We start from the raw sequence: 23,214 nt of genomic DNA, 5'->3' as shown, positions 1-23,214 counted from the left end.
GTCCCCCCGGGTCGGGGATGCCCGGCCACACGGCCCGGGGGGACGTCTAGGGGCGACGCTGGCGGCCGTACGGCGTGGGGGGTGGGTGTGTCTACCCCCGTGCGCGTTGACGGTTCCTAGCGGCGTTCTCGCTCCGCGTCTTGCTGTCGTGGCAGGGGGCGCACAACCCCTGCCCGTTCGCGGGGTCGTAGCGGGCCCCCCCATCGGCAACGGGGCGCACATGGTCCGCTTCGACTGCGTCGCGTTGTCCGCACGCACGGCATACCCCGTCCCTACGGAGGACGGCACTACGGAACGCCCGGGCCCTACGTCGATCGGTGTTGGTGTTGCGCGCCGATCGCTGTTCCCACGGCGTGTAGTGCTCCGCGCAGCGTCCACGTGCCACGGCCCAATCGGTGCAGCCGGTGACGAGGCAGCGGCTAGGTGGTGCGGTCGGCATGGCGTCCCCCGTCCCGTGGGTGTGGTGTGCCCGGCCCGCTCACGTGGCGGTCGGTTGTCGTGGCCCACATGGGCGAGTGAATCCACGGCGGGCCGGGCAGGCAGGGGGGTGGGGGGAGGGGGACCGGGGTCGGGGGGGGCGGTACCTACCGGGGGGCGGGCATCCGGAGGGGGGCGGTCCCACCACCGGGGAGGACCACGTGCCACGCGACGACGGGTAGGAGGCGGGTGCCCGTCCACAGCTCGTAGAGCGTGCGGGCCGGGGGATCGGGGTCCGGGTCCACGGTGTCGCCGAACGCGAGGGCCATCGTGTCGAGGTCCACGGTGTCACCGGCCGCCGCGCTGTTGATTCGCGCCTGGTACCGCACGGCTGCCGTACCCGTGGGGGCGACGGCAGCGAGGGACACGAACGGGGACCATCCGCCCGGGGCCGGGGTGACCGGCTGCCCGATGACGTTGCCGACCTGCCCGCCGCTGGCGTTGAGGAACTGGCACATGACCGTCATGGGGCGGGGCGTCCCGGCCACCCATCGCGCCCACCCACCGGCAGACACGACCGCACCGGGCAGACACGGCACCGGGGGCAGCGCCTGGACGTTGCGGTTGCCTGCCCCGGTGGACCGCACGCGGAGGTGGGTGGTGCCGGTGTGGGCGTCGCCCTCGATCCAGTCGAGGTCCGCCTGGGTCGATCCCCACGCGCCACGGTCGCCGGCCTCGAACGAGGGATCAGCGAGCAGGTTGTCCACGGGTCACTCCGTCCACGCGATGACGGTCCCGGGCGGCAGGTCGGCGGGGACGTCCGTGCCCACGGGCAGGGACACCACGGCACCCGCGGGCACCTGCCGGGGGCCGAGTAGCAGCTGGCCCCGGGAGTTGATGCCGAGGCGGCGGATCGCGCCGCGGTTCCACGGGCCCCGGACCTCGAACACCGGGCCGTCGGCGTTGTCGGCGTAGGCGTGGACCTTGAGGGCGGGCTCGTCCTTGCGGACCGCCCATGCCCGGGGCAGCCCGGACTCGTTGAGCCAGAACGTCTTGACGAGCGCGCCGAGGGCGGTCCGTACGCGGACCATCCACGGCTCGGGCTGGTCGGGGTCGGTGGTGTCGTAGTCGAGGTCGAGGCCGATGTGCCACCCGGGCTCCACATTCGCGCCGGGGTGGGCGGGGTAGGCGGTCCGGTGCTGGACCCCGCCGTCCCGTCCGTCGCGGCCATCGCGTCCGGCCCGACCACGGGGACCGGCGACCACGGGCGTCACGTCGGTCACCCCACGGCCGCTCAGGTCAACGGCGTCGAAGTCACTCATCGCGTGTCACCCCCCGGCGGTAGACGGCGCGACCCTCGGCCACGCGGATCACGACCCCATCGGGGGACGTCACGGTCACGTCATAGCGGGCGAGGTCCCACGTCCACCCGAGCGTCTCGTCCGGGTCGGCGGCGATGACCGCGCACCCGTCGACCACATCGGCGGCGAAGGTGTGCAGCACATCGGCTCCACCGGCCCTCGCGCGGATCTGTGCCCGCGTGGTCCATTCGGGGCCGATGGGTGCGCCGTTGTAGGTGACGCGCCAGCCGCGGGCCCACGTCGTGCCCTCCGGTATCACCAGGTCATCGCGGTCCATGACGACCTCCTTACGTCTCGCCGGGGGTGCGACGGGGAAGGAGGCCGTCGCACCCCCGGGGGCCGCATACGCAACAACCCCCGGCCGTGGGTGTGGGCCCCGGCCGGGGGTTGTGGTGCGGCTGTGGTGGCGGTTCCCGTTGCGGCCCCGGAGCGATGAGGGCGCACGTATCCCGCTGCGTCCGAGTGTTACGCAAGATTCGGCGCGTGTCGAGTCGTTGCGTTTCAGCGTGTCAGCGGCAGTAGCCGACGACCCACACCGACCCGCCGCCGTCGCGGATGGCGTCGGCCCGGTCGGCAGACATCCGGCGCGTCTCGCCGTCGTTGGTGACGGCCAGGACGTCCTGCCCGATGGTCCGGGGCCGGGCGTCGCACCGGGGCCACGCGTCGGCGAGAGCGGTGCTCCACGTCGGCTGGTTGAGCGCCTTGTCGGTGCCGTACTCCACCGCCCGCGCCTCGTACGCCTCCCGGTCGCGCTCCTCGAGGAAGGCGGGCAGCGCCAGCACGCACACCACGGGCGTCATCGTGAGGACGTTGGCGGCCACGGCGAACATGAGGCGGCGGCGCAACGTGGGGCGGCGTCGTGCGGTCATGCCGTCGAGCTTGCGGGAGACGTGTGGGGCTTGGGAAGTCGGGGTGTGGACACGGCGGCGAGCAGGTCGCGGCGACGTCGCGCGGTGGCGAGGTCGTTGTCCGGGTCGACCGCCGGCTCCTGCGCCCGGCGGGTCCACCAGCCGTCCGCGGCGTACCGCTCGGCAGTCACCGCGGCGAGCAGGTCGGTGGCGTCGTCACTCATCCTTTTTCTTCCCTCCCTTGCACTTGTGGTCCTTCGCGCGGGCGTCGGTGTCGCCCCTGTGCTGCTTCCACACGAGCCACCCGCACCCGCGGCACTCGGCCACCCACCCGCGCTCGTCGGGGCCCATGCCGGGCACCCAGCCCTCGTGGGTGAAGGCGATGACGGGCTTAGTCACACGGACGCACCTCCAGCACGAAGCGCGCGCCGTGGGGCGGGGTCTTGGTGGGGGCGTGGATGCGGTGGCCCGAGAACGGGACGTGGACCCAGCTGTCGTCGGGCAGCACGTCCTCGGCGACCAGGGCGTCCTGGCACACCTTGAGGGTTGCGCCCATGTTGTCGGCGTCGCGGCGACGGCGGTCGGTGGGCCACAGGTGGAGCACGACCTCGGCCCCGACGACGCGCGGCAGGTCGTGGGCCCGGATGGCGGCGCGCGCTTCGTTAAGGGTGGTGCGGATCGGGCCGTGCCGCCCCTGCCACCCGCCGCGGTCGTTGAGCGACAGCGGGAGGGACGTCCACGGCAGCGGGAGCCAGATGGTGTGGACGAGGACCAGGGGCGGCTCGGCGTCGGTCACGGGCGATCGGCCTCCTGCACCGCTGCCGCCCGCTCGCGCAGCCATCCGGCGGCCCACGCGTCGGGGATGTCGTCGGCGGCCTCGCGTAGCGCGTCGGCGCTCACGGTGGCGTCGATGCCCGACTGTGCGCGCAGCAGGGTCGCCGCCTGCTCTACGTCCATGCGGGTGCGGGAGGCCAGGCTGTCGGCTACGCGGAGGATGGCGTCGTGGCGGTCGAGGACCGTCCACGCCTGCGGGGCGGTCATGCGACGACCCGCACGCGGGCAAAGACCGCGTTGTGGTCGGAGAGGCGGAGGGCCTTGAGGCGGATGACGCCGCCGCCCACCCGCGTCAGGTGCTCGGGGTTGACGTGAATGGTGTCCGGGCCGTTCCGGGCCGCCCGGGTGACCAGGCCCTTGCGGCGCGCCTTGGGCCACGGGTCGCCGTTGTTGAGGTCACCGGCCACGGCTGCCGGGACGTTCTGGCGGCGCAGCCAGCGCCGCTGCCGGTGCTCCATCGTCCGACGCTCGGCGGTGCGCCGTGCCGACACGGCTGCCGCGGTGCGGGTGGGGTTGTGGGGCCCCAGGTGCTTGTAGATCGTCCCGCTCTCGCGGTGGGCGAGGCGGACCATCGGGGCGTGCAGCGGGTAGCGCCAGGTGGTCACCATCTGGCGCGGCACCCCGGCACGGCGGAAGTCGGCCTTGACCCAGACGACGACGTTGCAGACGTAATCGTTGCGGCGGGGGAAGCGGTTGTTGGGGGTGGCGCGGGCGATCGAGACGCGCGGGTCCTTGCGTAGCGCGCGGACCTGCGCCCGGTTGGCCTCGTTGACCGTGAACACCTGGACGCCGACGGCGAGCAGGTGGTCGAGGATCTGGACCATGCGCCCGGCGGGGTCGCGCCAGTGGCGCTTGGCGTTGACGGTGGCGATGGTGAACGTGGGCGCGCTCATGCGCGGCCTCCTTCGTCTAGTGAGCGTCCACGGCCGCTGGACGGTGTGGGCGTGCGTGTGGGCCCGGTGACCTCGCGGTAGAGCCCCCAGATGAACAGGGCGACGGCGGCGGTGATGAGCACGGCCGCGCCGATGTGGTCGAGGTTCACAGGCGTTCCCCCACGGGCTCGACGTACGGCGGCTCGTACGGCTCCGCGGGCGCGCCCGGGTCGCACTCGGCACAGATCCATCCGTCGGGGCCCAGCGCGATCTGGGTGCTGGGGAGGGCGTGGTGTCCGCACGCGACGATCGAGACGTGCCGGGCGATCGTGCGCCGCTTCACCTGCGAGGGCAGGAGCGCCTGGTTGGCGGCAGCCTCGTCCTCCACGGGGGTGCGGAGGTCGGGGCGGCAGCGCGGGGCGGCGCACGAGTCCGGGGGCAGGTCGGAGAACACACACATGCCGTCGGCGTCGAGCTGGTGGCGGCTCATGCGACGTACACCCCCCGGAACGCGTCGGACCGCTCGGGCATGAGGCCCTTGCGGTCGGAACGGGACGCGGTGCCCCACGGCTTCCCCGTGGACTCCACGCACAGCACCTCGCCGCCGCTGTCGTGCAGCCGCCAGAACCAGTCCTCGCGGGCGATGGTGACAACGTGGGCGAGGTCGGTGCGGGCGGCCCCGGCGTTGGGGGCGGCCCCGGTGAGGAGCAGGTAGTCCACGATCGCGTCACGGGCCGCGGAGGGGTCGGTGGTGCCGCCGACGACCCAGGCGGCGTCGCCTATCGGCATGACCTCGATCTCGGTCTTGGTGGTGGTCACTTGCGTCCTTTCTTCATGCGGGCGGCTAGCGCGTGCGGCTGGCCAAGGTCGGTGTTGCACTTCGAGCAGGCGGGGCGGATGTTGGTCCGGCGGTAAGTGCCGCCCTGGCAGCCGGGGACGATGCGGTCGACGGTGACCGTGGCGACGGTGAGCAGGTCGCCGCACCGGAAGCAGCGGCAGGCGGGCTCGCCGGTCCCGCGGGCGACACGGACGTAGCCGTCACCCCAGACGGGCATGACGTCCACGTCGGCGCGGTAGGTGGCGACGAGCCACGCACGGCGGCGGCGGCGGTCCTCGGCCGATCCGCGTTCGTTGCGGGCCGCCTCGGCGCGCGGGGACCGGACGGTAGTCACGCGTCCCCCTGTGGGCCGAAGCCGGTCACGTGGGTCACGGGCCCGGCGGGGTCGGTGAAGTCGATGACGACCGCGGCGGGTGCGACGTCGGCGGGTGTCCCGGCGGCGAACAGGCGCACGGCGTACACGGCCTCGGCCTGGACGACGTGGGCTGGCGGAAGGCCGGCGGCGGCGCGGTGGCGCAGGTTGTAGACGAGGACGCCGGGCTCTACCCCGGGGTCACCTGCCACGACCTCCACGCGGCTCATGCGTCGTCCGCCGTGGTGAAGTGCCGCTGCTCGGCCACCGCGTACCCGGCAGCCCACGCGGCGCGGAACGTGCCGAAGGTGTGGTGGATGCGTCCCACGGCGGCCGACACGGCGGCCCCGGCGGCACGGATGGCCTCGTGCTCCACGCTGGGCATCCCCAGCTCGCGGCGGACGGCGTTCACGTGGCGGCGCAGGGACGCACGGGCGATCCGGCGCTCCCGGTCGGCCCACCGCATGACCACGAGGCGGACCTCCGCGTCCGTGAGCGGCCGCTCAGGCATCGTCACGGCCCGCGGTGATCGTGATGGCCTGGACCTGCCCGCGCCACCCCACGCGGGCGCTGACGGCGGCGTTGGGCGGCAGGTCGTTGGTGACCGCGGACTGGACGGCCTGCGCGACGTCCTCCAGCGTCATGCCCCGACGGCGGTCGCTCCTGAGGCACGCCCGGGTGATCGTCTGCTTCATGTTCGCTCCTTCGGTTGGTGGCTCGCTGACGGCTGTGACCGTACACGGCTAACCGTGCTCTTACTAGGCGGACGTCCACGTACGTTAGACGACGTGGGACGAACAAGGGGCCGCCCGGATGAACCGGGCGACCCCTCGCGGTGTCACTTCTTGGTGCGTGCGTCCCGGCAGGTCCGGCACTCGACGCCGCGCTGCCCGTTCTTCTTCGTGGTGGGGAACGCCTTGAGGCCCTTGACCTCGCCGCACGCCCCCGCGCACTTGTGGGTGGCGTCCGGGCCGCTCACGGTCCACGTGCGGTCCCCGCCCTTGCGCGTCGACTTCGCCGCGTCGACCTCCTTGGCGATGGCCTTGCTGTCGACCTTTGCCTTGGTGGGCTTGGACTTGGCCGGGCCCATGATGCCGCCCACGAGCTTCTCGAACGTCGGCAGGCTGCCCTTCGTGGGGGCCGGGGCCGGGGCCGGGGCGTCGGCCGGGCCGAGCGACCCGGTGACCATCTCGCCCTTCGGGTTGTCGACGCGGTACGCCTGCCCCGACTTGTCGCCCGCCCGCACCGCGTCGATCTTGCGGCTGTAGGTCTTGGTGGTGTCGTCGGCCAGGGTGAGGGTGAACTTGGCGCTCATGGTGGTGCTCCTTCGTTGGACGGTGTTCCTGCTTGCTGACACTGAAGAACTTAGGTGCCACCGTCCACGCGCACAAGACGAAACGCGCTTTTCGTTAGACGAACTTCTGAGCCGTCCTCATGACCTCATCGAGGTCGTAGGTGACCCGGCCGAGGTGGTCGTGACCGACGCGCCGGATGTGCCCGCGGTTCGCCCACTGGCGGATCGTTACCGGGCGACGACCCACCGCGGCGGCGGCGGCGTTGGTGTCGACCAGGACGGCCCGGGCGGGGGGCTCGACGACCCCCCGCCCGGTGTGGTGCGCCTGGGTCACTCGCCGGCCTCGTAGCGCGTCACGACATGCGCGGCGAACCAGCCACGGCCCGCGCCCTCGAAGCCGATCTGGACCTGGCCGGTGATCGGGTCGGACGAGAGCACCTTGCCGACCCGTCCGCCGTCGGCCACGACCGGCGTGCCCGCCGGGATGTCCACCGCCTCGCCGTCGGCGTGGAGGGTGCCGGTGGCGGTCGGGTCGGCCGTGTCGGCGTCGGCGACGAGCGCCGGGTCCGGGGTCGGGTCCGGCGCGGTGATCGCGTCGGGGACGTTCGGGTTGCTCTGCCGGTTGCGGGTCATGCCCGCCTCCTATCTCGTGGACGGTCGCCCACGTTCATTAGACGACCGGGGGCAAAGAAAGCCCCCGGGTCGGGGGTGGTGGTGTGCGGTGGACCTAGAAGGGCGGGTCGTCGGTGCGTCCCGGCGGGGGCGGGCCCCACGGGTCGCCCGGCGGCTGCTGTCCGCCCCATCCGCCCGCCTGCTGCTGGTTGCCCTGCTGCTGCGGGGGCCGCTGCTGGTTGCCCCCGCCGCCGCGGTTCGTACTGCGCTCGAAGCGGGCGGTGCCGAACGTGAGGGCCGGGCCGATGGTGTCGACGGTCATCTCGAACGTCGACCGCTTCTCGCCCTCCCGGCTCTCCCAGTTCGACTGTCCGACGCGGCCGGTGGCGATCACCTGCTGGCCCTTCATGAGCGACTCGGCCACGTGCTCGGCCGGGGTGCCCCACACGACGAGCTTGAGGAACAGGGTCGTCCCGTCGTCCCACTCGTTCGACTGCCGGTTGAAGGTCCGGGGGGTGTGGGCGACGGTGAGGTTTGCGACCGCCTTCCCGTTCGGGGTGAAACGCAGCTCGGGGTCGGCGGTGAGGTTGCCGACGATGGTGCTGTGCATATGTCTCCTTGGCGTTACATGACCGGGCTGAGCATGAGAAGCCTGCTCATGAGGTCGATGAGGCGGGCGGTGGTGTTGACGTTGAGGGGGGCGTCGGGGAGGTTGAGGTCGAAGGTCACCCCCTCGACGTCGGACCACAGCGGCGTCACGGTGATGACGCCATCCTCGAACTCGATCGTGCGCGGGCGGCCGTGGGCCGTTCCGTCGCGGGGGGTGCTCCACTCGGCTGCCGGGTCCAGCAAGGTCATCTGTTCATTCGCTCCGTTTCGTGGCATCAGGTGTTACTCGGGGGTATACCTCGGGTGGTGCGTACCGTCCAACGTTCGTAGACACGAGGCTAACACGAGATTGTTGAGGGTTCACCAGTAGCCAATGTGGTGACGTGCCCTACCCGCTAGCGGCGTCCAGCCAGGACGGGCTCGTGGACGCCCCACACGCGGCGGCACGAGGGCATCCCGCACCCGATCCGCCACCCCTTCGGGTCGACCCACAGGGCCGCGATCCCGCACTCCGGGCACGTTTCCTCGATGCGGAACGGGCGCAGGCCGCGGGGCGGCTCCACGACGCGGGAGGCGTCGCGGTGGTGGTCCCACATCCGCTCGATGACCTCCGCCGCGAGGTTGGGGTCGGTGGCGTGGAGGTCGGGCAGGGCCGCCGCGATCTCCCCGAGGCGTCCAGCGGTGGTGTTCACCGTGTCCACCCCGCCGCGCAGGGTGCCGCGGGCGAGGCCGGCGTAGCGGCGGGCGTCCGCGGCGATGGCGGCGCGGAGGTCCACGACCTCCAACCGCACCGGGGCCGCCTGGTGGACGGTGGTGGCCGAGCGGCCGGTCCCGTCCCCACCGCCCCCGCCGGGTGTCACATGGGCGGCCAGGGCCGCGTGCTGCACCGCTAGCTCGCGCATGGTGGCCGCGCCCCGGGCGATCCATGCCCCGATGGTGCGGGCGTGCTGCTGGTCCGTCATTCGTCCTCCTTCGTGCTGTCCATGACGCGGGCGAGGGCGGCGCGCGCCCCCGAAGGCGGACCCACGGCCGGGCCCGCGGTGGGCACGTCGATGCCGACGGCCCGGCAGGCGGTGGCCGCCGCCTCCTGCTCGGTCGCGCCGCTGGCGATGGCGTTCCGCGCCACACGCGCCCACCGCTGCTCGGCCCGCGGGTCGTCGGCCAGGGCCGCGGGCGGCGTGGGGGCGGCGATGCCCACCAGCCGCTCGCGGCGCACGAGGCGCACGCGGCGCAGGACGTCGGCGGGCATGATCCACTCCCGCGTCTCGCGGTAGTGGGCCACGATGGCGTCACGGGCGTCCTCGAAGCGGACGTCGGGCAGGGCGGCGGCCCATGCCTGCGCGTCCGCCTCCCCGACCGTGCGCCGGTCGAAGGACGAGCACACCGACAGGGCGGCGGCGGCCTCGGAGACGTTCATGCGCCGCCCCCGATCGCGCGGAGGCCGTGGCCGGTCTGCTCCCGCTCGGCGAGACGCTGAGCGAGCTCCATGCCCGCGGCCACCCGGTCATCCGTGGTCGACCGCTTCGGGCCACCGTCGCGCGGCGGGTAGGGCGCGTCCTCCCACCGCTCGCCGTTGAGCCAGGTGGTCGGGTGCGGGATGTACTGCGCCGGGGGCAGGTTCGGGTCCTCGGCCATGCGACGAGCGGCGCGGACGATGGTGCCCCACGCGTCGGCACGCGTGACCGCCTTGGCGAACGCCTTGCGCGCCTTGGCCTTGTCCGTCTTGCGCGGGTAGGCCGCCCAGAACGCGTCGAACGCCTCGGCTGCCGCGTCGACCGCCACCGCCGCGGGACGCGGTGGAGTGTCTTTGGACGGTTCCGGATGGTTCAAGGACGGTTCGGGTGACGCCTCCGCCACCCCGTGCGCGTCACAGGTGTCACCCCGTGGCGTCACGGATGTCACCCCGTCCGGATCGCGGGGTGACACAGGCGTCGCCCCGTTCCCGGCCCCCGTGCCGCCGCCCTCGTCGCGGCGCGGGACGGTGATCGTGTAGCGGTTCGGCCGCCGGTCGTCGCGGGTCTTGCGGGTGCCGCCGTCCTGCCGGTGGACCACGACCTCGCCGAGGTCCACGAGGCTGCTGATGGCCCGCTGGACGCCCCGGGGGTCGACGTTGGCGTAGCGGGCCAGCGTCGCCACCGACGGCCACGCACCGCCGTCGCCGTCGTGGTTGGCGATCCCGATGAGCACGACCTTGGCCGTGCCCTTGGCGCGCGAGTGCCGCAGGACGTGTGCCATTGACTCAACGCTCATGGGCGGCCCCCGTCCGTAACCGTCGCGTGCGGGGCCAGCAGCGCGCGGGCGGCGTCTACCTGCCCGGGGTCGACGTCGACCGACAGCGACCCCATGCCGTAGCGGCTGGCCGCCGCGCGTGCGATCGACCCGCGACCACAGAACGGGTCCGCGATCCACCCGACGCCCTTGCCCGCAAGGAAGCCGAGGCCGACGTCGAGGGATGCCTCGTCGGTGGCGTTCGGGTACACCTTCGGACCGATGGGGAACACGTCGGGCGTCGGCTTGGCCGACTTGCCGCGCACCGACACGGCAAGCAGGTGGGTGAACGCCGGGCGGAACAGCGACGTGCCCTCGGTGGCGACGGCGATCTTGTGCCACACCACGGACGCCCCGACCGCCTGCGCCGCCTCGATCACGAGGCCGGCCTTGGACCGGAGCCGGCCGTCGGCGCGCCGATCGGTCTGGTAGAAGATCGCGTACCCCTTCGGGGTCACCGCCTCCACCGTGAGCCGGGCCGCCTGCGCGAACCAGGCGGCCCATGCGGGCCCCTCCAGGCCCATCTCGGCGGCGTCGGGCAGGGATGTGAACACCGAGGCGAACGCGCCCCGCTGATCGGCCAGCAGGGGCAGCGCGTCGCCCGTGCGGATGTCTGCCGTAGGTGCGGTCATGCCGTCCCCCTCTCGGCTGCCTCGGCGTCGGCCAGGTCCTCGTCGAGCGCGGACTCGGGGAAGTCCCCGGCGGCGGCAGCGGTCGCCTTCCGGGCGTCGCCCTTCACGAACACCAGGAGGTACTCGTGAATCCGCCCCGCCTTGCGGGAGGCGTCGAACTGGCGCGGCGTGCGAACGGCCGCCGTGCCGATGGGCGTCAGGAGGATGTGGTCGTTGTAGAGGTCAAGCCCGGCGTCGCGGAAGGCCGCGATGGTGTCGGGCACGAGGCCAATGCACGACCCGTCCCCGCCCTTCTCGCGGACCTCCCCGACCACCCACGCGGCGAAGCGGTCATCGGCCAACGTGGCAGCCGCGCCGCGGATGATGTCGCGGTAGATGTCGAGGAAGTCGCCGTAGGGCATGTTCGACAGGTCGGCGGGGTCGTCCGAGTACTTCTCGAGGAACGCGTACGGCGGGCACGAGAACACCAGGTCCGACTCGTAGCCGTCGGCGGCGAGTTCGGGCATCACCGCGGCGCTGTCACCCGCGACCCACCGCGGCTCCACGTCCCCGGCGATGTGCGCCTGCTGGCGGTTCGCTTCGACCTGCTGGGCCCGGAGTTCGACGCCGGTGTAGTGGCGGGCCATCGCACCGGCCACGACGCCACGGACGGACCCCCCGGCGAACGGGTCGAGGACGCGGTGACCGGGCGCGGAATACCAGCGGTAGACGAGCTCGCAGAGGGTGGGGGAGAAGATCGACGTCTGGCTCGACGCCTGCGCGGACGCCAGGTGCTTGGCGTCGTGCATGAAGTCCATCCGCATGTTGAAGGTGAGGCCGTCGTCGCGCCCCAGCTCGGAGTCGATGCCGAGCGCCTTCCACTTCTTATCCCGCTTCTGCCACGCCTTGCCCTTGCGGTCCAGCACGGTGAACGGCGGCTCGGTGTACCGCTCGCGGAGCAGGTTCGACGCCTTCGGGGTCATATCGAACAGGCCCTCATCGGCGAAACGGTCGGTGCTGTTGTTAGTCATTCGTCCACGCTCCTTAGACGATCGCGGCACGCCAAAGACGTGCCCGGTTGCCCATCCCGGACTTCCCGGAGTGGTTGGGGACGGCCTCCACCAGGCCGTCGGTGACGAGTTCGCTCGTCCGCGTGCGGACCCCCGACGGCGACGCCCACGGGATGCGCGCGGCGAGGTCGTCGTGGGTCATCGGGCCGAGGTCGCGCAGCGTGGCGAGCACGGCGTCACGGATGCGCTCGCGCCGCGTCACCGCCTGCGCGGCGGCCTCGTGCGAGGTGTCCGGGTCGGTGCGCCGGACGGGTAGGGTCGTACGGTCGGTCATTCTTCGCTCCTTCGTGTTGGGCTAGTAGGTCGGGCTCTCGTCCCGCTGCCACAGCGGGCCGTGGGGCAGCCACCAGGCGCGGGCGTGCCGCCACACCGGCACCGTCCCGGGGTCTGCCCATGACGGGACGATCAGGCCGCGGTCGGTCGCCTCCGCGGGGTTGGCGTGCGCCCACCCGTGGCAGGTCGAGCAGAGGGCGACGAGGTTTGCGAACGAGTCCTCGCCACCGCGTGACCGGAGCTTGCGGTGGTGGCACTCCCACGCGTCGGGGTCCATGCCGCGCCCGCAGCGGTCACAGCAGCCGCCTGCGCGGACGAAGATCGACGTCCGCAGGTCCGCGTCCATCGAGGGCCGCCGCAGGCCGCGAGACGGCCGCTTCGCCTTCCGCGGCTTCGGCGGGTTGGGGGTGCGGCCGGGACGGCGGGGGAGTCCCGCCTGCCGGGCCATCGCCGTGCGCTTCATCGGGGACTTGCGGCCGATCGGTCCGCCCCGCTTCACCGGCAGCTCCGGCAACGGCAGCGGCCCAGGCACGACGCCGAGGGCGAGTGCATCCGCAGCGCGCGGCGGACCCAGCGCTTCACGGGCCCTCACCGCGACCGGCCACGGCGAACATCTGGCGCACCGAGGCCCCGACGGACTGGTACGCCCGCAGCTCGGACTCCAACGCCTTCGCGAGCCGGTCGGCGTACTTGTAGGCGACCTCCGCGACGTCGCGCGCGGTGCGCTCCTCCTCGGTGGCAATCTCGACCTCGGCCTCCTTGTCCTTGACCGTGCCGTCGGCGGCGAGCCACGCGCGGGCGTGGGCGAGGTCGTAGGCGTGGTCCGCCCGCATGAAGGCCTTGTAGCGGTCGTTACAGACCGCGGCGCTGTTGGCGATCCGGTCCGCGATGTCGCGGATACGCCGCTCGATGTCGACGGGGTTGAGGACGTCCACGCGCTCACTCATCCGGCGTCACCCCCGGCGGCCTCCCCGGCGTTCTCGGCGGCGGCGGTGGCGTCGGGGTCCGGGTCGCCGGCCTCGGCACCCTCGGACGCCTTCACCGCCTCGTACCGCGCCTGGAACTCCGCCCGGATGTTCTCGGGCGCGCGGCCGACGTAGTGCGTCTCGTACACCTTGCGGAGGGCGGCGACGGTGGTCGCGGCCTCCATCGCGGCGCGAAGGGCGGCGACCGGATCGGGCCCGACCTCGCCTGTGGTGGTGTTCACCTGCTGCGGGGCGGCCACGTCGTAGACGGTGGCGTCCGGGTCGGGCTCGTCGGTGGGCATCGTGAGCGACTGGATGAGCGCCGTACGGAACGCCACCGACATCGCCTTGGCCGTTGCCTTGTCGCCGGAGTCCATCGCCTCGGCTGCCACGGTGGCCGCGATCCGGTCACCGGCCGGGCCGGTGAACACGAACGCCACGACGACGCGGCAGAGGGTGAGGTTGCCGCCCGAGCGGGTGGTGGCGGCGTCGTAGGTGACGCTCTTGAGGTCGGGGGTGACCAGGACGCCGTGGCGGACCAGCGCCGGGTGAACGGCCTTCATCACCGCGTCGATGCCGCGGAAGTTGAAGCCCTGCTGCTGGTTATATCCCTCCTTCCCCACGGCCCCGACGTCGGCCATGACGCGAATGAGGGCGGCGGTGACGTGGACGGGTGCGGCCTCGCGCTCGACGGCGGGGGCGGTGGTCGTGTCGGTCATGCGGGCTCCTTGGTGGTGAGGGCGTCGGTCCAGCCGTCGGTGATCGAGGCGGGCGTGGACTCGGTGTCGGGCAGGCGGCGCGGCATGAGCAGGCCGAGATAGTCGTCGCCCATGCGGACGACGTACGGCTTGCCCGGACCGCCGGGGACCTGGGCGACGGTGGTCGTGAGGTTGCGGGTGTGGGCGATCCGGAACTCGGCGAGGCGGGCGAAGTCGACGCGCATGGGACCGCCGAACGCGGGGCCGGTGTCGAGTGCCTGCCGGAACAGCGAGCGAACGTCGGGGAAGTTCGCGAAGCCGGCCGTCTCGACGTCGACCGCGAGGCCCATGCCCTCGAACCGCACGCGGCCGTGTGTGACCGTGACGGCGAGCTCGGGGTCCACACGTCCACGGGGGCGGCGGAACACCGCCAGGACGCGCGTGAGGGCGTCGCGGTGGACGTGGACGGTCACGGCCGCGCGGGCGTCGTCGTGGTCGAACCGCACGCGCGACAGGGACGCGGCGAAGCGATCGGTGGCGGTGAGCAGCGCGTGACTACCCGCGACCTCAAGCCGGGCGTGGCAGAGGACGGGCAACATGGCGTCCTTGCCGATGGTCTTGAGGACCGGGGCCACCCAGGCGTGAAGGCCGCGCACGGTCGTCGTGAAAGTGCTCATGCGCCACCGCCCACGATGCTCAGGCGGGTCCGCGGTGCCTTGCGGGTGAACGCGGCGGCGATGTCGGGATGGGCCGCCGCGAGCCCGGCGCGGTCGAACGTGTCGGCCTCGTAGGCGGTGACCTGTGCGAGCGGGTCGCCGTTGACGGTGAGGAATCCGCCCTCGCTGCCGATGATGGCCCGGATGCGCTTCTCGATGGCTTCGCGCTCGTCGGCCAGCGTCGACTGCTCGCGCTTGATCCGCGCGAGGCGGGCGAGGTCGTCGGTGACCATCTCGGGCAGGTCGGCCTCGACCTCGCGCGGTGCCCACCGGGTCGAGAGGGACCGGGCAGTCACGCACGCCCAGAAGTCGCGTTCGGCCTCAAGGATCTCCGCGATACGTGCCTCGTCGCGTTCGATCGGCCCGACGTGCAGGACCTCCTTCACCGAGTCGACCCACTCGCTCTCGGGCCGCTTCATCCAGCCCTTCGGGTTCACCCCGACCACGAAGCGGACGTGCGCGCGGCCGGTGACCGCGAGGTAGTGCTGCCCCTGGTCGTAGGCGTGCGCCGACACCTCGCCGGCCTTCCACGCCTTGTAGGTCTTGGTGGTCGTGCCGGTGGTCTTGCACTCCACGAGGCCGCCGTCGGACGTGAGGCCGTCGGGGTTGGCGTACCGCCACGACTCCTCGTTGTGCCGGTAGAAGCCGCCCTTGCGGACCCGGATGCCGTAGTGCGCCTCGACCTCGGCCAGCAGCCGGGGCTCGAGCAGGTGCCCGAAGCGGAACATGGGCAGGTCGCGCTCGACCGGCTCGGACGTGTCGAGCTTGTCGCGGTAGACGTCGCGCGGGGTCACGTTGCCGACGTGGGTGCCCATGAGGGTCGCGGCGTCGGTGCCACCGATCCCGTCACGGCGCTCGCGCAACCAGCGGGTCCGCTCGGTCGCCTCGTCCACGTCGATCCGGGTGGCGTCGGGGGTGCGCCAGTTGGCGCGGGTCGTGGTCGTCATGCGCGGCTCCCCATCAGCGGCCGGACGGGGGTCGCCACGCGCTCCTGTGGCGGTGCCGCGTCCATGACCTCGGCCACCGTCATCCGGCAGGGGCACCAGGTGTAGGAGCACGAGTCCTTGGCGCTGGGGTTGGTCGCGTGGTCGAAGTGGCGGTGATTGCAGTCGGGACAGATGTGGACGACGTAGCGGCGTCCTTCGGGCTGGGTCATGCGTCGCTCCTGTTCACGTAGGCCGCGAGGGCGGCCGGGTCGTAGCGGTAGGCGCGGCCCACGCGCACGGCCGGGATCGCGCCGGACCGGCGGAGGGCGTTGAGGGTCCACGTGGACACCGCGAGGCGGCGGGCGGCAGCGGCGGGGGTGAGCAGGTTGTCGACGCCCACCCATCCCGAGGCCGTGGCGCTCATGCGAGTTCCGCCCCGTCGCGGTGCATGAACACCTCGCCCACGGGGACGCCGAGGGCGTCGGCGATCTTGACCGCCTTGTCCTTCGCGATCCCGTAGCCGGGCTTGGCCGCGACGTTGCTGATGGTCGACCGGGACACGCCGGTCAGTTCTTCGAGGGACCGGATGCTCTGCCGGGCCCCGTCGATGGCGCGGTCGACCGCGCCGGGGCGGGCGACGACCATCGCCACGCCGAGGGTTGTGTGTTCGCTCATCTAGTGGCTCCTTCTAGCCGTTCGTCTACGTTCGTTAGACGATGCGGGGACGACCGTACGGCAAGGGTGTGTCCATAACAACTAGCGGCGTGTCGACTATTGCTAGACGTCGCCGTCTATAACCCCTAGACTGGCGACGTTGCCGGATGCAACAACCTGGCCGCGTCGGGACAGCGCGGGCACATGGGATCAACGTGGGGGACACCCCACCGGGAAGGAGTACACAGATGAGCGACACCACCACCGGGCTGAGCCTCGCCGCCCTGATCCGACGCGAGCAGGACAACAGCGGGGCGTCCTATATGGACATCGCCAAGCGATCCGGGCTCTCGAAGGCCAAGATCGGGCAACTCGCGGACGCGTCATCGCGCTACCAAGTGCGCAGCGAGACGGTGCAGAAGTTGGCCGCCGGCCTCCGCCTCCCGCTCCACGTAGTCCAACGCGCGGCGATGGTCACGGCAGGGATCAGCGACGACACGGGCGGCAGGGACGCCCGTATTGACCTCATCGCCAGCCAACTCGCGGAGCTAGACGACGCGCTGCTGGACGTCGTGGCCGCGATGGTCGACGCAGCGGTCCGGGTGCGATCCCGTGGGTAGGCCGCCGCTGCCCGTCGGCACGTGGGGGAGCATCGTGGTCACCCCGGCCGGTCGCGGCTACCGCGCCCGGACCCGGTTCCGCGACCTCGATGGCGTGACCCGCGAGGTAGAGCGCAGCGGGGCGACGAAGGGCGCGGCGCGGAACGCCCTCACCGGCTACCTCACCGAACGCACCACCCCGGCCGCCGACGCCATCACCGCCGAGTCACTCGTGCGCGACGTCGCCGCCGTGTGGTTCGCCGAGCGGTGCGAGGGCAAGCGGGCCATCGCGGAGAACACCCGCCGCCGCTACCGCGAGGTCATCAAGGACCACGTGGGCCCCGCCGTCGGCTCCCTACGCGTCCGCGAGGCGAACGTGACCCGCCTCGACCGGTTCATCAAGACCGTCGCCGCCGATGTCGGCGCGCCGACCGCCAAGCTCTGCGCGACCATCCTGCGCGGCGTCATGGGCCTCGCCGTCCGCCACGGGGCCGCCGCCTCCAACCCCATGCGCGAGGTCGCCACGGTCCACGTCGACCACAAGGAACCGCGCGCCATGACCTTCGAGGAGGTCACGCGCGCACGCGAGGCCGCCGCCCGCTACTCCGCCGGGCTGCCGGTCGTGGAGGGGCGGAAGGTCCACCGCGGCGGATCGCGGGCCACCGACCTGCTGGAGATCGTTGACGTCATGCTCGCTACCGGCGCGCGGATCGGCGAGGTGCTCGCGATCCGGTGGGCCGACGTCGACCTAGAGAGCGGCGTCCTGACGGTCGCGGGCACCGTCGTGGCATCCGACACCCCGGCCGCGACACCGATCCGCCAGCCGGTCACGAAGGGCCGCAAGACGCTCGCGTACCTGCTGCCCGCGTTCGGCATCGAGGCCATCATGCGGCAGCGCGTGGCGATGACCGCCGCCAACGCCGAAGACCTCGTGTTTCCGTCCCTGGCCGGGACCGTCCGCGACCCCGGCAACGTCCGCAAGACACTCCACCGCGTGCTCGGGCAGGTCGGCCTGGAATGGGTCACCCCGCACACGTTCCGCAAGACCGTCGCCACCGTCATCGAGCGCGAGGCGGACCTGCCCACCGCGACGGCACAGATGGGCCACTCGTCCGAGGACGTGACGCGGCGGCACTACGTCGAGCGCGCAGCGTTGGGGCCCGACACGCGCGCGATCACGTCCAAGTTCGTGCCCGCCTCGTCTAACGACTGAGGACGGCCGTCTCGTTACCGCGGGGCCCACGCGGGGGGTTTCCGCGGGGTTTCCGCGGGATCGGGCCCGTTAGACGCGGGGGCGGCTGGGCCCCCAGCCTGCTCCCGCGCAGGTCAGGGGCCCTTTCGGGTGCCCCCGCCGTGACTCGAACACGGGACCGGCGGATTAGAAGGCCGCTGCTCTATCCAGCTGAGCTACGGGGGCAGCGGAGCCGGCGGCCGGCTCCGCCGCGCAGCCTACTGGCGCAGCCGCCTCCCACCGGCAGTGCGTCGTAGAAGTGCGGACACGTTCGGTCGTCAGCAGCGGGCGACCCGCGTCGCACCGCGGTTGCGCGCCGGTGCCGCAGCCAACGTGTCCGCACTTCTACGGACGAGCCGTGGGACTGGATCAGCCCAGTGGGCGCTCGGCCACCGTGAGGACGTGCGTCACCGGCCAGTCCACGGGCTCGCCGGTGACGGCGTCGGCCAGCGCGGCGCAGGGGGCGAAGCGGTGCTCCACCAGCCAGTCGTTGCGGGTGCCACCCGAGCCGGGCCGCAGCGTGAAGCCGACCCCGGTGAGGAGCTCCTCCCAGCCGGTGGGGGAGAGGCCGCAGAACTGCTCGTGGCACTCCGAGAGCCAGTTGTCGGTGTAGTCCTTGGTGGTGAGGAACTCCATCGCGTCGGCCAGCCGCAGCCGCCAGCGCCCCTCGCCCAGCGGCTCCGCGCGCCAGTCGGCCCCGGAGAGCCGCGGGAAGTCGTGCGCGAACTGCACCATCCGCGCGTCGGTCGAGAGGCCTTCCACCACCGCGGCCACGCCCTCGCGGTCGAGGCCGTCGAGATCGGTGCGCGGTGCGGCCAGCGGGGCGCCGTCGTCGGTGCGCAGGGTGAGCACCACCGCCCGGTCCGGGTCCTCGGGCCCGACGACGTCGGAGTTGACCCACACCCCGCCGGGCCGCGTGTGGTCGAGGACGCGCTGGGCGAAGAGCTCCACGTCCGGGCGGCCCGCGCCGTAGGAGAACACCTCGTGGGTCAGCGCCAGCGAGACCGAGCAGTCCACCGAGCGCTCCGGCATGACCGGACCGCTGAGGATGTTGGCGCGCAGGAACCACACGTTCGGGTTGGCGAAGGCGCCGCTCGCCTTCTTGTGCTCCGCCTCGGCCAGCAGCGGCCGGGCGACGTCTACGCCGAACAGGTCGGACTCCGCGAACGCGGGCTCGCCGGCCACCAGCTCGAGCAGTCCGCCCGAGGCGCAGCCGATGTCGAGCAGGCGCCCGGGCCGCAGGTGCGGACCGACGATCTCGAGCTTGCGTCGCGCGGCGTTCTCGAAGGCGGCCTTGTAGGTGCGGTAGTCGCGGGTCTCGGTGAGGTCGCCGTCGTCGGAGACCACCGGGTCGGCGAAGAGGGCCGGCACCGCGGAGACGACGTCGTAGCGCTCGTAGAAGCGCACCGTCTCGGGGTGCGCGACGCCCGACCACGAGGGGTCGCCGGCCGCGAGCATCTCGACGACCTGCCAGGGCCCGGTGGCCCGCGGCTCGACGGTGTCCTCGACCCCGACGACGGTGAAGCCGCGCGCCGCGTACTCGGCGGCCACGGCCGGGGTCGAGCACGCGACCAGCGTGGTCGCGGGCGTGACCTCGGGCAGGTGCGGGAGCGAGGTGCCGACCGTGGTGGTGACCAGCTCGGAGAAGCGCGGGTGGGAGGGCACGTCGGGCACGGGCACGACCACGCCAGGCAGGTCGGAGGCCGTGATCACCTGCGTCACCAGCGCCTCGCGACGGTGCCCGGGCAGCGGGTTGCGGCGGGTGGACCCGTGGTTGGCCGAGGTGATCGCCCAGACCACCAGCGCTCCGGCCGCCGGGCCGCCGGCGGTGATCTCGCGCAGTCGCTGCACCTGGAAGCGGGTCACCGCGTGGTGGCGTCCCGGGAAGAGCACCAGGGTGTGGCGCCCGCTCATCCCTTGGGTCCCTTCCCCGGCTTCTCGGGCTTGCCGGGCTTGTCGTCCTTGTCCGGCTTGCCCGGAGGACCGTCCTCACCCGGCGGACCCGGCTCGTCCTCCTCGTCCTCGGACTCTTCCGTCTCCTCCTCGTCCGGCTCGTCCTGGGACTCCTCGGTGGGCTCCTCGGTCGGCTCCTCCGAGACCTCCTCGGAGGGGTCCTCGGTCGGCTCCTCGCTCGCCTCCTCGGTGGCCTCGTCGGAGGGCTCCTCGGTGGGCTCCTCGTCCCCGTCGGGCAGCGCCGCCAGCAGCGCGGCAGCGGCGTCGAGCACGTCCTGCGCCTGGTCGTCGTCCAGGTCGCCGTCGGCCACCGCCTGCTCGACGACGCGCTGCAGGCGGGTGAGCTGGCTGCGGGCGGTGTCGTAGTCCTGGTCGGCCAGTGCCTGCTCGGCGTTGCCGAGGATCCGACCCACGGCCGGCACCTGCTGGGCGGGGGTCGGCTGGTCGCTGCCGCAGCCTGCGGTGGCCGTGAGCACGCCCAGCACGGCCCAGGCCGCGAGCCCCCGGCGCGCCGGGCTCACCGGTCGCTCCCGAACACGGCGTCGTGCAGGTCCTGGGTCTCGTCCTGCAGACCACCCTCGATGCCGCCGGGGATGGCAGGCACCTCCGGACCGGGGTCGCCACCACCGCGGGTCAGGCCCACGAGCGCGGCCACCGCGAGCAGCAGCACCAGCGCCCCGGCCACGAGCAGCAGGGCCTTGCGGTCGGTGGGCAGCGCGCGCCACCGGTCGCCGAGACCACCCGGCCGCGACGACGCCGCGAGGAGGGCGGGAGCAGGCGCCGGTCGCGGAGCCGGCGCCGGTGCGGCCGCCGGCATCACCTGGGTGCTGCCGGGGTCGGCGGCCAGGGGCGTCGTCACGGCCGCCGGGGGAGCAGCATCGAGGTCGCGCAGCCGCGCGGCCACCTCGGCGGCCGTGGGGCGGGAGCCGGCGTCCTCGGCGGTCATGGCGCCGAGCAGCGCCCGCCAGCCGGTGGAGACACCGGTGGGCAGGTCCGGGGCGCGGTGCAGCCGGGCGACGGCCGCCTCGGCGACCCCGCCGGGGAAGGCGCGCTCGCCGGTGAGCGACTCGATCAGCAGCAGCCCGAGGCTGTAGACGTCGGCCGCCGGCCCCGCCTGCTGACCGCGCACCTGCTCGGGCGCCAGGTAGGCGGCCGTGCCGATGGTCTGGCCGGTCAGGGTGTGGCGCATCGTCTCGCCGACCAGCCGCGCGATGCCGAAGTCGGCCAGCAGCGCGCGGTCCTCGGCGGCCAGCAGCACGTTGCCGGGCTTGACGTCGCGGTGCACCACGCCGCGGTCGTGGGCGTGCGCCAGCGCCGCGGCCAGCTGGCTGCCCAGCAGCGCCGCGCGGTCGGGAGGCAGCGGGCCCCGGGCCAGCCGGTCACCCAGGCTGCGGCCCTCCACCAGCTGCATCACCAGGTAGGGCCGGTCGTCGTCGGTGGTGCCGGCGTCGAGCACCGTCACCAGGTGCGCGTGGTCGAGCGAGGCCAGCGTGCGGGTCTCGAGCAGGAAGCGCTCGCGGGCGGCGCCGTCGTCGGGGGCGTGACGCAGCACCTTGACGGCGACGGGCCGCCGCAGCACGTCGTCGACGGCGCGGTACACCTCCGCGGCGCCGCCGCTGCCGATCCGGTCACCGAGCCGGTAGCGCCCCGCGAGCAGGGTGCCGCCGCCGTCGTCGCCGACGGCTGTCTCCGAGCCCGCCATCAGCGGCGCGTCGCCCCGTGCTCGGCCATCCAGGCCTCCACCTCGTCGGCCGCGCGCGGCAGCGAGGCGGAGAGGTTGCGAGTGCCCTCGGCGGTGACGAGGATGTCGTCCTCGATCCGGATGCCGATGCCGCGCAGCTCCTCGGGCACCAGCAGGTCGTCGGCCTGGAAGTACAGGCCGGGCTCGACGGTGAGCACCATCCCCTCGGCCAGGGTGCCCTCGCGGTAGGCCTCGGGTGCGGCGCGGCCGCAGTCGTGCACGTCGAGGCCGAGCATGTGGCTGACGCCGTGCAGGGTCCAGCGCGCGTAGACCTTGGAGTCGGGGTCGAGCGCCTCCTCGGCGGAGCAGGGGAGCAGGCCCAGGTCGGCGAGCGCGTGCGCCAGCACCACCGTGGCGGCGTCGTGCGCGGCCAGGAACGGCACGCCAGGGCGCAGGGCGTCGATGCCGGCCTGCTGGGCGTGCAGCACCACGTCGTAGAGCTCGCGCTGCAGCGGGGTGAAGGTGCCGTTGACCGGCAGGGTGCGCGTCACGTCGGCGGTGTAGAGGTGGTTGCCCTCCACGCCCATGTCGAGCAGCACCAGCTCGCCGGGCGTGATGGGGCCGGAGTTCTCGATCCAGTGCAGCGTGGTGGCGTGCGAGCCACCGGCCACGATCGAGTCGTAGCCGAGGTCGTTGCCCATCGTGCGCGCGCGGCGGAAGAAGGTGCCCTCCAGCCAGCGCTCGCCGTGCTCGAGGACGCCCGCCCACTCGCGCACGCAGTCGGTGAAGCCCAGGGCCGTGACGTCGCAGGCCTCCTGCAGCTGCGCGACCTCCCAGTCGTCCTTGACCAGCCGCTGCTCGGAGGCCACCCGGGCCAGCTCGGTGTCGCGCCCCTCGTCACCGGTCACGAGGGCGTCGACGCCGGCCGCGACCTCGCGGTGCACGCGGGTCTTGCCGCTCGCCCGCAGGGCGGCCTCGAGCTCGTCGGCGTGGCGCACCTCGATGCCGAGGGAGGCCTGCAGCTCGCCCAGCGAGGGGCGGCGCCCGGCCCACAGCTCGCCGTACTGCCGGTCGCGGAAGAACTCGTCGGTCTCGCGGGTGGCGCGGGGGCGGGCGTAGAGCACCGCCTCGCCGTCCTCGATCACCAGCGTGGCGTCGGAGGTCTGGTTGCCGCAGTAGTAGGTGTGCGCGGTGTCGACGCGGAAGCGGTAGTCGGTGTCGTTGCTGCGCACCCGGTAGCCGCCGCCGGGCAGGACCAGTCGCTCGCCGGGGAAGGCATCGGCCAGGGCGCGGCGCCGCTGCGCCATCTGCTCGGCCGCCGGGTGCGGGGCGACCTCGCGCTGCCGGTCGTCCCAGCCGGTGCGCATGAAGGCCAGGTAGGCCTCCGGCACGGCCGGGTCGTGGGAGGCGACCTGCGTGGCGCCGGTGGCACCGTCGACGTCGGCGGTCTCCGGACCGGCGGGCTCGACGGCGGGCTCGGTGGGGGTGCTCTCCTGCTCGCTCACCCGGCCACTCTACGGCGCGTGCCGGAC

41 protein-coding genes and 1 tRNA gene are annotated in these 23,214 nt (G+C 73.1%); 2 read left to right on the top strand and 40 right to left on the bottom strand.

The window, feature by feature from the left end; genetic code table 11:
- Positions 1–91: 91 nt before the first annotated feature.
- From ABD948_RS22130 to ABD948_RS08335, 35 genes are all read right to left on the bottom strand, one after another.
- Complete coding sequence (locus ABD948_RS22130) at positions 92–439, bottom strand: HNH endonuclease signature motif containing protein (protein ID WP_425576552.1); 348 nt, start codon at positions 437–439, stop codon at positions 92–94.
- A gap of 145 nt (positions 440–584) precedes the next feature.
- The gene (locus tag ABD948_RS08500) at positions 585–1,184 is read right to left on the bottom strand and encodes a hypothetical protein (RefSeq protein WP_345264708.1); all 600 of its coding nucleotides are present in this window, start codon (positions 1,182–1,184) and stop codon (positions 585–587) included.
- 3 nt (positions 1,185–1,187) lie between these two features.
- Positions 1,188–1,739: a hypothetical protein gene (locus ABD948_RS08495; protein WP_345264706.1), complete on the bottom strand. Its 552-nt coding sequence runs from the start codon at positions 1,737–1,739 to the stop codon at positions 1,188–1,190.
- A complete protein-coding gene (locus ABD948_RS08490) occupies positions 1,732–2,055 on the bottom strand; it encodes a hypothetical protein (RefSeq protein ID WP_345264704.1) in 324 nt (107 codons plus the stop codon). The genes ABD948_RS08495 and ABD948_RS08490 overlap by 8 nt, the downstream gene beginning before the upstream one ends.
- Positions 2,056–2,287: 232 nt before the next feature.
- Entirely contained in the window at positions 2,288–2,647 is a 360-nt protein-coding gene (locus ABD948_RS08485; RefSeq protein WP_345264702.1) for a hypothetical protein, read from the bottom strand.
- A complete protein-coding gene (locus ABD948_RS08480) occupies positions 2,644–2,850 on the bottom strand; it encodes a hypothetical protein (RefSeq protein WP_345264700.1) in 207 nt (68 codons plus the stop codon). Before ABD948_RS08480 ends, ABD948_RS08485 begins: the two co-directional genes overlap by 4 nt.
- Positions 2,843–3,025, bottom strand: coding sequence for a hypothetical protein (locus tag ABD948_RS08475; protein WP_345264698.1), 183 nt, complete (start codon positions 3,023–3,025; stop codon positions 2,843–2,845). The genes ABD948_RS08480 and ABD948_RS08475 overlap by 8 nt, the downstream gene beginning before the upstream one ends.
- Positions 3,018–3,422 (bottom strand): RusA family crossover junction endodeoxyribonuclease, encoded by a 405-nt coding sequence (locus ABD948_RS08470; protein ID WP_345264696.1) that lies wholly within the window; start codon positions 3,420–3,422, stop codon positions 3,018–3,020. The genes ABD948_RS08475 and ABD948_RS08470 overlap by 8 nt, the downstream gene beginning before the upstream one ends.
- Positions 3,419–3,667: a hypothetical protein gene (locus ABD948_RS08465; protein WP_345264694.1), complete on the bottom strand. Its 249-nt coding sequence runs from the start codon at positions 3,665–3,667 to the stop codon at positions 3,419–3,421. The genes ABD948_RS08470 and ABD948_RS08465 overlap by 4 nt, the downstream gene beginning before the upstream one ends.
- Positions 3,664–4,353: an endonuclease/exonuclease/phosphatase family protein gene (locus tag ABD948_RS08460; RefSeq protein WP_345264692.1), complete on the bottom strand. Its 690-nt coding sequence runs from the start codon at positions 4,351–4,353 to the stop codon at positions 3,664–3,666. The genes ABD948_RS08465 and ABD948_RS08460 overlap by 4 nt, the downstream gene beginning before the upstream one ends.
- A 145-nt stretch (positions 4,354–4,498) precedes the next feature.
- Complete coding sequence (locus ABD948_RS08455) at positions 4,499–4,822, bottom strand: hypothetical protein (RefSeq protein ID WP_345264690.1); 324 nt, start codon at positions 4,820–4,822, stop codon at positions 4,499–4,501.
- A complete protein-coding gene (locus ABD948_RS08450) occupies positions 4,819–5,151 on the bottom strand; it encodes a hypothetical protein (protein WP_345264688.1) in 333 nt (110 codons plus the stop codon). The genes ABD948_RS08455 and ABD948_RS08450 overlap by 4 nt, the downstream gene beginning before the upstream one ends.
- Positions 5,148–5,504, bottom strand: a complete 357-nt coding sequence (locus tag ABD948_RS08445) for an HNH endonuclease signature motif containing protein (protein ID WP_345264686.1) — start codon at positions 5,502–5,504, stop codon at positions 5,148–5,150. The genes ABD948_RS08450 and ABD948_RS08445 overlap by 4 nt, the downstream gene beginning before the upstream one ends.
- Positions 5,501–5,752 carry a hypothetical protein gene (locus tag ABD948_RS08440; protein ID WP_345264684.1) on the bottom strand — a complete coding sequence of 84 codons (252 nt, stop codon included), beginning with the start codon at positions 5,750–5,752 and terminating at the stop codon, positions 5,501–5,503. The genes ABD948_RS08445 and ABD948_RS08440 overlap by 4 nt, the downstream gene beginning before the upstream one ends.
- Positions 5,749–6,039: a hypothetical protein gene (locus ABD948_RS08435; RefSeq protein ID WP_345264682.1), complete on the bottom strand. Its 291-nt coding sequence runs from the start codon at positions 6,037–6,039 to the stop codon at positions 5,749–5,751. Before ABD948_RS08435 ends, ABD948_RS08440 begins: the two co-directional genes overlap by 4 nt.
- The gene (locus ABD948_RS08430; protein WP_345264680.1) at positions 6,026–6,217 is read right to left on the bottom strand and encodes a hypothetical protein; all 192 of its coding nucleotides are present in this window, start codon (positions 6,215–6,217) and stop codon (positions 6,026–6,028) included. Before ABD948_RS08430 ends, ABD948_RS08435 begins: the two co-directional genes overlap by 14 nt.
- A 143-nt stretch (positions 6,218–6,360) precedes the next feature.
- Positions 6,361–6,837 carry a hypothetical protein gene (locus ABD948_RS08425; protein ID WP_345264678.1) on the bottom strand — a complete coding sequence of 159 codons (477 nt, stop codon included), beginning with the start codon at positions 6,835–6,837 and terminating at the stop codon, positions 6,361–6,363.
- 94 nt (positions 6,838–6,931) lie between these two features.
- The gene (locus tag ABD948_RS08420) at positions 6,932–7,150 is read right to left on the bottom strand and encodes a hypothetical protein (protein WP_345264676.1); all 219 of its coding nucleotides are present in this window, start codon (positions 7,148–7,150) and stop codon (positions 6,932–6,934) included.
- Complete coding sequence (locus ABD948_RS08415) at positions 7,147–7,449, bottom strand: hypothetical protein (protein ID WP_345264674.1); 303 nt, start codon at positions 7,447–7,449, stop codon at positions 7,147–7,149. The genes ABD948_RS08420 and ABD948_RS08415 overlap by 4 nt, the downstream gene beginning before the upstream one ends.
- Before the next feature lie 94 nt (positions 7,450–7,543).
- A complete protein-coding gene (ssb, locus tag ABD948_RS08410) occupies positions 7,544–8,038 on the bottom strand; it encodes a single-stranded DNA-binding protein (RefSeq protein ID WP_345264672.1) in 495 nt (164 codons plus the stop codon).
- A 14-nt stretch (positions 8,039–8,052) separates the two neighbouring features.
- Positions 8,053–8,286, bottom strand: coding sequence for a hypothetical protein (locus ABD948_RS08405; RefSeq protein WP_345264670.1), 234 nt, complete (start codon positions 8,284–8,286; stop codon positions 8,053–8,055).
- Between the two features lie 146 nt (positions 8,287–8,432).
- Complete coding sequence (locus tag ABD948_RS08400; protein ID WP_345264668.1) at positions 8,433–8,999, bottom strand: hypothetical protein; 567 nt, start codon at positions 8,997–8,999, stop codon at positions 8,433–8,435.
- On the bottom strand, positions 8,996–9,454 hold the full coding sequence (locus ABD948_RS08395; protein WP_345264666.1) for a hypothetical protein: 459 nt from the start codon (positions 9,452–9,454) through the stop codon (positions 8,996–8,998). Before ABD948_RS08395 ends, ABD948_RS08400 begins: the two co-directional genes overlap by 4 nt.
- Positions 9,451–10,272 carry a helix-turn-helix domain-containing protein gene (locus ABD948_RS08390; protein WP_345264664.1) on the bottom strand — a complete coding sequence of 274 codons (822 nt, stop codon included), beginning with the start codon at positions 10,270–10,272 and terminating at the stop codon, positions 9,451–9,453. The genes ABD948_RS08395 and ABD948_RS08390 overlap by 4 nt, the downstream gene beginning before the upstream one ends.
- A gap of 11 nt (positions 10,273–10,283) precedes the next feature.
- Entirely contained in the window at positions 10,284–10,937 is a 654-nt protein-coding gene (locus tag ABD948_RS08385) for a TRM11 family methyltransferase (protein ID WP_345264662.1), read from the bottom strand.
- Complete coding sequence (locus ABD948_RS08380; protein WP_345264660.1) at positions 10,934–11,947, bottom strand: hypothetical protein; 1,014 nt, start codon at positions 11,945–11,947, stop codon at positions 10,934–10,936. Before ABD948_RS08380 ends, ABD948_RS08385 begins: the two co-directional genes overlap by 4 nt.
- Before the next feature lie 13 nt (positions 11,948–11,960).
- A complete protein-coding gene (locus ABD948_RS08375; RefSeq protein WP_345264658.1) occupies positions 11,961–12,260 on the bottom strand; it encodes a helix-turn-helix domain-containing protein in 300 nt (99 codons plus the stop codon).
- Positions 12,261–12,281: 21 nt separating this feature from the next.
- Complete coding sequence (locus ABD948_RS08370) at positions 12,282–12,605, bottom strand: HNH endonuclease (RefSeq protein ID WP_345264656.1); 324 nt, start codon at positions 12,603–12,605, stop codon at positions 12,282–12,284.
- A gap of 232 nt (positions 12,606–12,837) precedes the next feature.
- On the bottom strand, positions 12,838–13,206 hold the full coding sequence (locus ABD948_RS08365; protein WP_345264654.1) for a hypothetical protein: 369 nt from the start codon (positions 13,204–13,206) through the stop codon (positions 12,838–12,840).
- Entirely contained in the window at positions 13,203–13,943 is a 741-nt protein-coding gene (locus ABD948_RS08360; protein WP_345264652.1) for an ERF family protein, read from the bottom strand. Before ABD948_RS08360 ends, ABD948_RS08365 begins: the two co-directional genes overlap by 4 nt.
- Positions 13,940–14,599 carry a hypothetical protein gene (locus ABD948_RS08355; RefSeq protein ID WP_345264650.1) on the bottom strand — a complete coding sequence of 220 codons (660 nt, stop codon included), beginning with the start codon at positions 14,597–14,599 and terminating at the stop codon, positions 13,940–13,942. Before ABD948_RS08355 ends, ABD948_RS08360 begins: the two co-directional genes overlap by 4 nt.
- Positions 14,596–15,585, bottom strand: a complete 990-nt coding sequence (locus ABD948_RS08350; protein ID WP_345264648.1) for a YqaJ viral recombinase family protein — start codon at positions 15,583–15,585, stop codon at positions 14,596–14,598. The genes ABD948_RS08355 and ABD948_RS08350 overlap by 4 nt, the downstream gene beginning before the upstream one ends.
- Positions 15,582–15,794 (bottom strand): hypothetical protein, encoded by a 213-nt coding sequence (locus ABD948_RS08345; protein ID WP_345264646.1) that lies wholly within the window; start codon positions 15,792–15,794, stop codon positions 15,582–15,584. The genes ABD948_RS08350 and ABD948_RS08345 overlap by 4 nt, the downstream gene beginning before the upstream one ends.
- Complete coding sequence (locus tag ABD948_RS08340; protein ID WP_345264644.1) at positions 15,791–15,988, bottom strand: helix-turn-helix domain-containing protein; 198 nt, start codon at positions 15,986–15,988, stop codon at positions 15,791–15,793. The genes ABD948_RS08345 and ABD948_RS08340 overlap by 4 nt, the downstream gene beginning before the upstream one ends.
- Positions 15,985–16,239, bottom strand: a complete 255-nt coding sequence (locus tag ABD948_RS08335; RefSeq protein WP_345264642.1) for a helix-turn-helix domain-containing protein — start codon at positions 16,237–16,239, stop codon at positions 15,985–15,987. Before ABD948_RS08335 ends, ABD948_RS08340 begins: the two co-directional genes overlap by 4 nt.
- Before the next feature lie 227 nt (positions 16,240–16,466).
- On the opposite strand from ABD948_RS08335, the gene ABD948_RS08330 reads away from it, so the two are divergent.
- Positions 16,467–16,838 (top strand): hypothetical protein, encoded by a 372-nt coding sequence (locus tag ABD948_RS08330; protein WP_345264640.1) that lies wholly within the window; start codon positions 16,467–16,469, stop codon positions 16,836–16,838.
- Between the two features lie 34 nt (positions 16,839–16,872).
- Positions 16,873–18,030 (top strand): tyrosine-type recombinase/integrase, encoded by a 1,158-nt coding sequence (locus tag ABD948_RS08325; protein WP_345264638.1) that lies wholly within the window; start codon positions 16,873–16,875, stop codon positions 18,028–18,030.
- Positions 18,031–18,160: 130 nt separating this feature from the next.
- Here ABD948_RS08325 and ABD948_RS08320 read toward each other — a convergent pair.
- The 5 genes from ABD948_RS08320 to ABD948_RS08300 form a co-directional block, all read right to left on the bottom strand.
- Positions 18,161–18,234, bottom strand: a tRNA-Arg gene (locus tag ABD948_RS08320).
- A 183-nt stretch (positions 18,235–18,417) separates the two neighbouring features.
- Positions 18,418–19,962: a methyltransferase domain-containing protein gene (locus ABD948_RS08315; protein ID WP_345264636.1), complete on the bottom strand. Its 1,545-nt coding sequence runs from the start codon at positions 19,960–19,962 to the stop codon at positions 18,418–18,420.
- Positions 19,959–20,522, bottom strand: coding sequence for an outer membrane protein assembly factor BamD (locus tag ABD948_RS08310; protein WP_345264634.1), 564 nt, complete (start codon positions 20,520–20,522; stop codon positions 19,959–19,961). The genes ABD948_RS08315 and ABD948_RS08310 overlap by 4 nt, the downstream gene beginning before the upstream one ends.
- Entirely contained in the window at positions 20,519–21,703 is a 1,185-nt protein-coding gene (locus ABD948_RS08305; protein WP_345264632.1) for a serine/threonine-protein kinase, read from the bottom strand. Before ABD948_RS08305 ends, ABD948_RS08310 begins: the two co-directional genes overlap by 4 nt.
- On the bottom strand, positions 21,703–23,187 hold the full coding sequence (locus ABD948_RS08300; protein ID WP_345264630.1) for an aminopeptidase P family protein: 1,485 nt from the start codon (positions 23,185–23,187) through the stop codon (positions 21,703–21,705). The genes ABD948_RS08305 and ABD948_RS08300 overlap by 1 nt, the downstream gene beginning before the upstream one ends.
- Between the last annotated feature and the right edge of the window lie 27 nt (positions 23,188–23,214).

This window comes from Nocardioides nanhaiensis (assembly GCF_039542785.1).
Lineage (GTDB): Bacteria > Actinomycetota > Actinomycetes > Propionibacteriales > Nocardioidaceae > Nocardioides > Nocardioides nanhaiensis.
The sequence above is the reverse complement of the archived record's forward strand: the minus strand, read 5'-3'. Positions and strand labels throughout refer to the sequence as shown.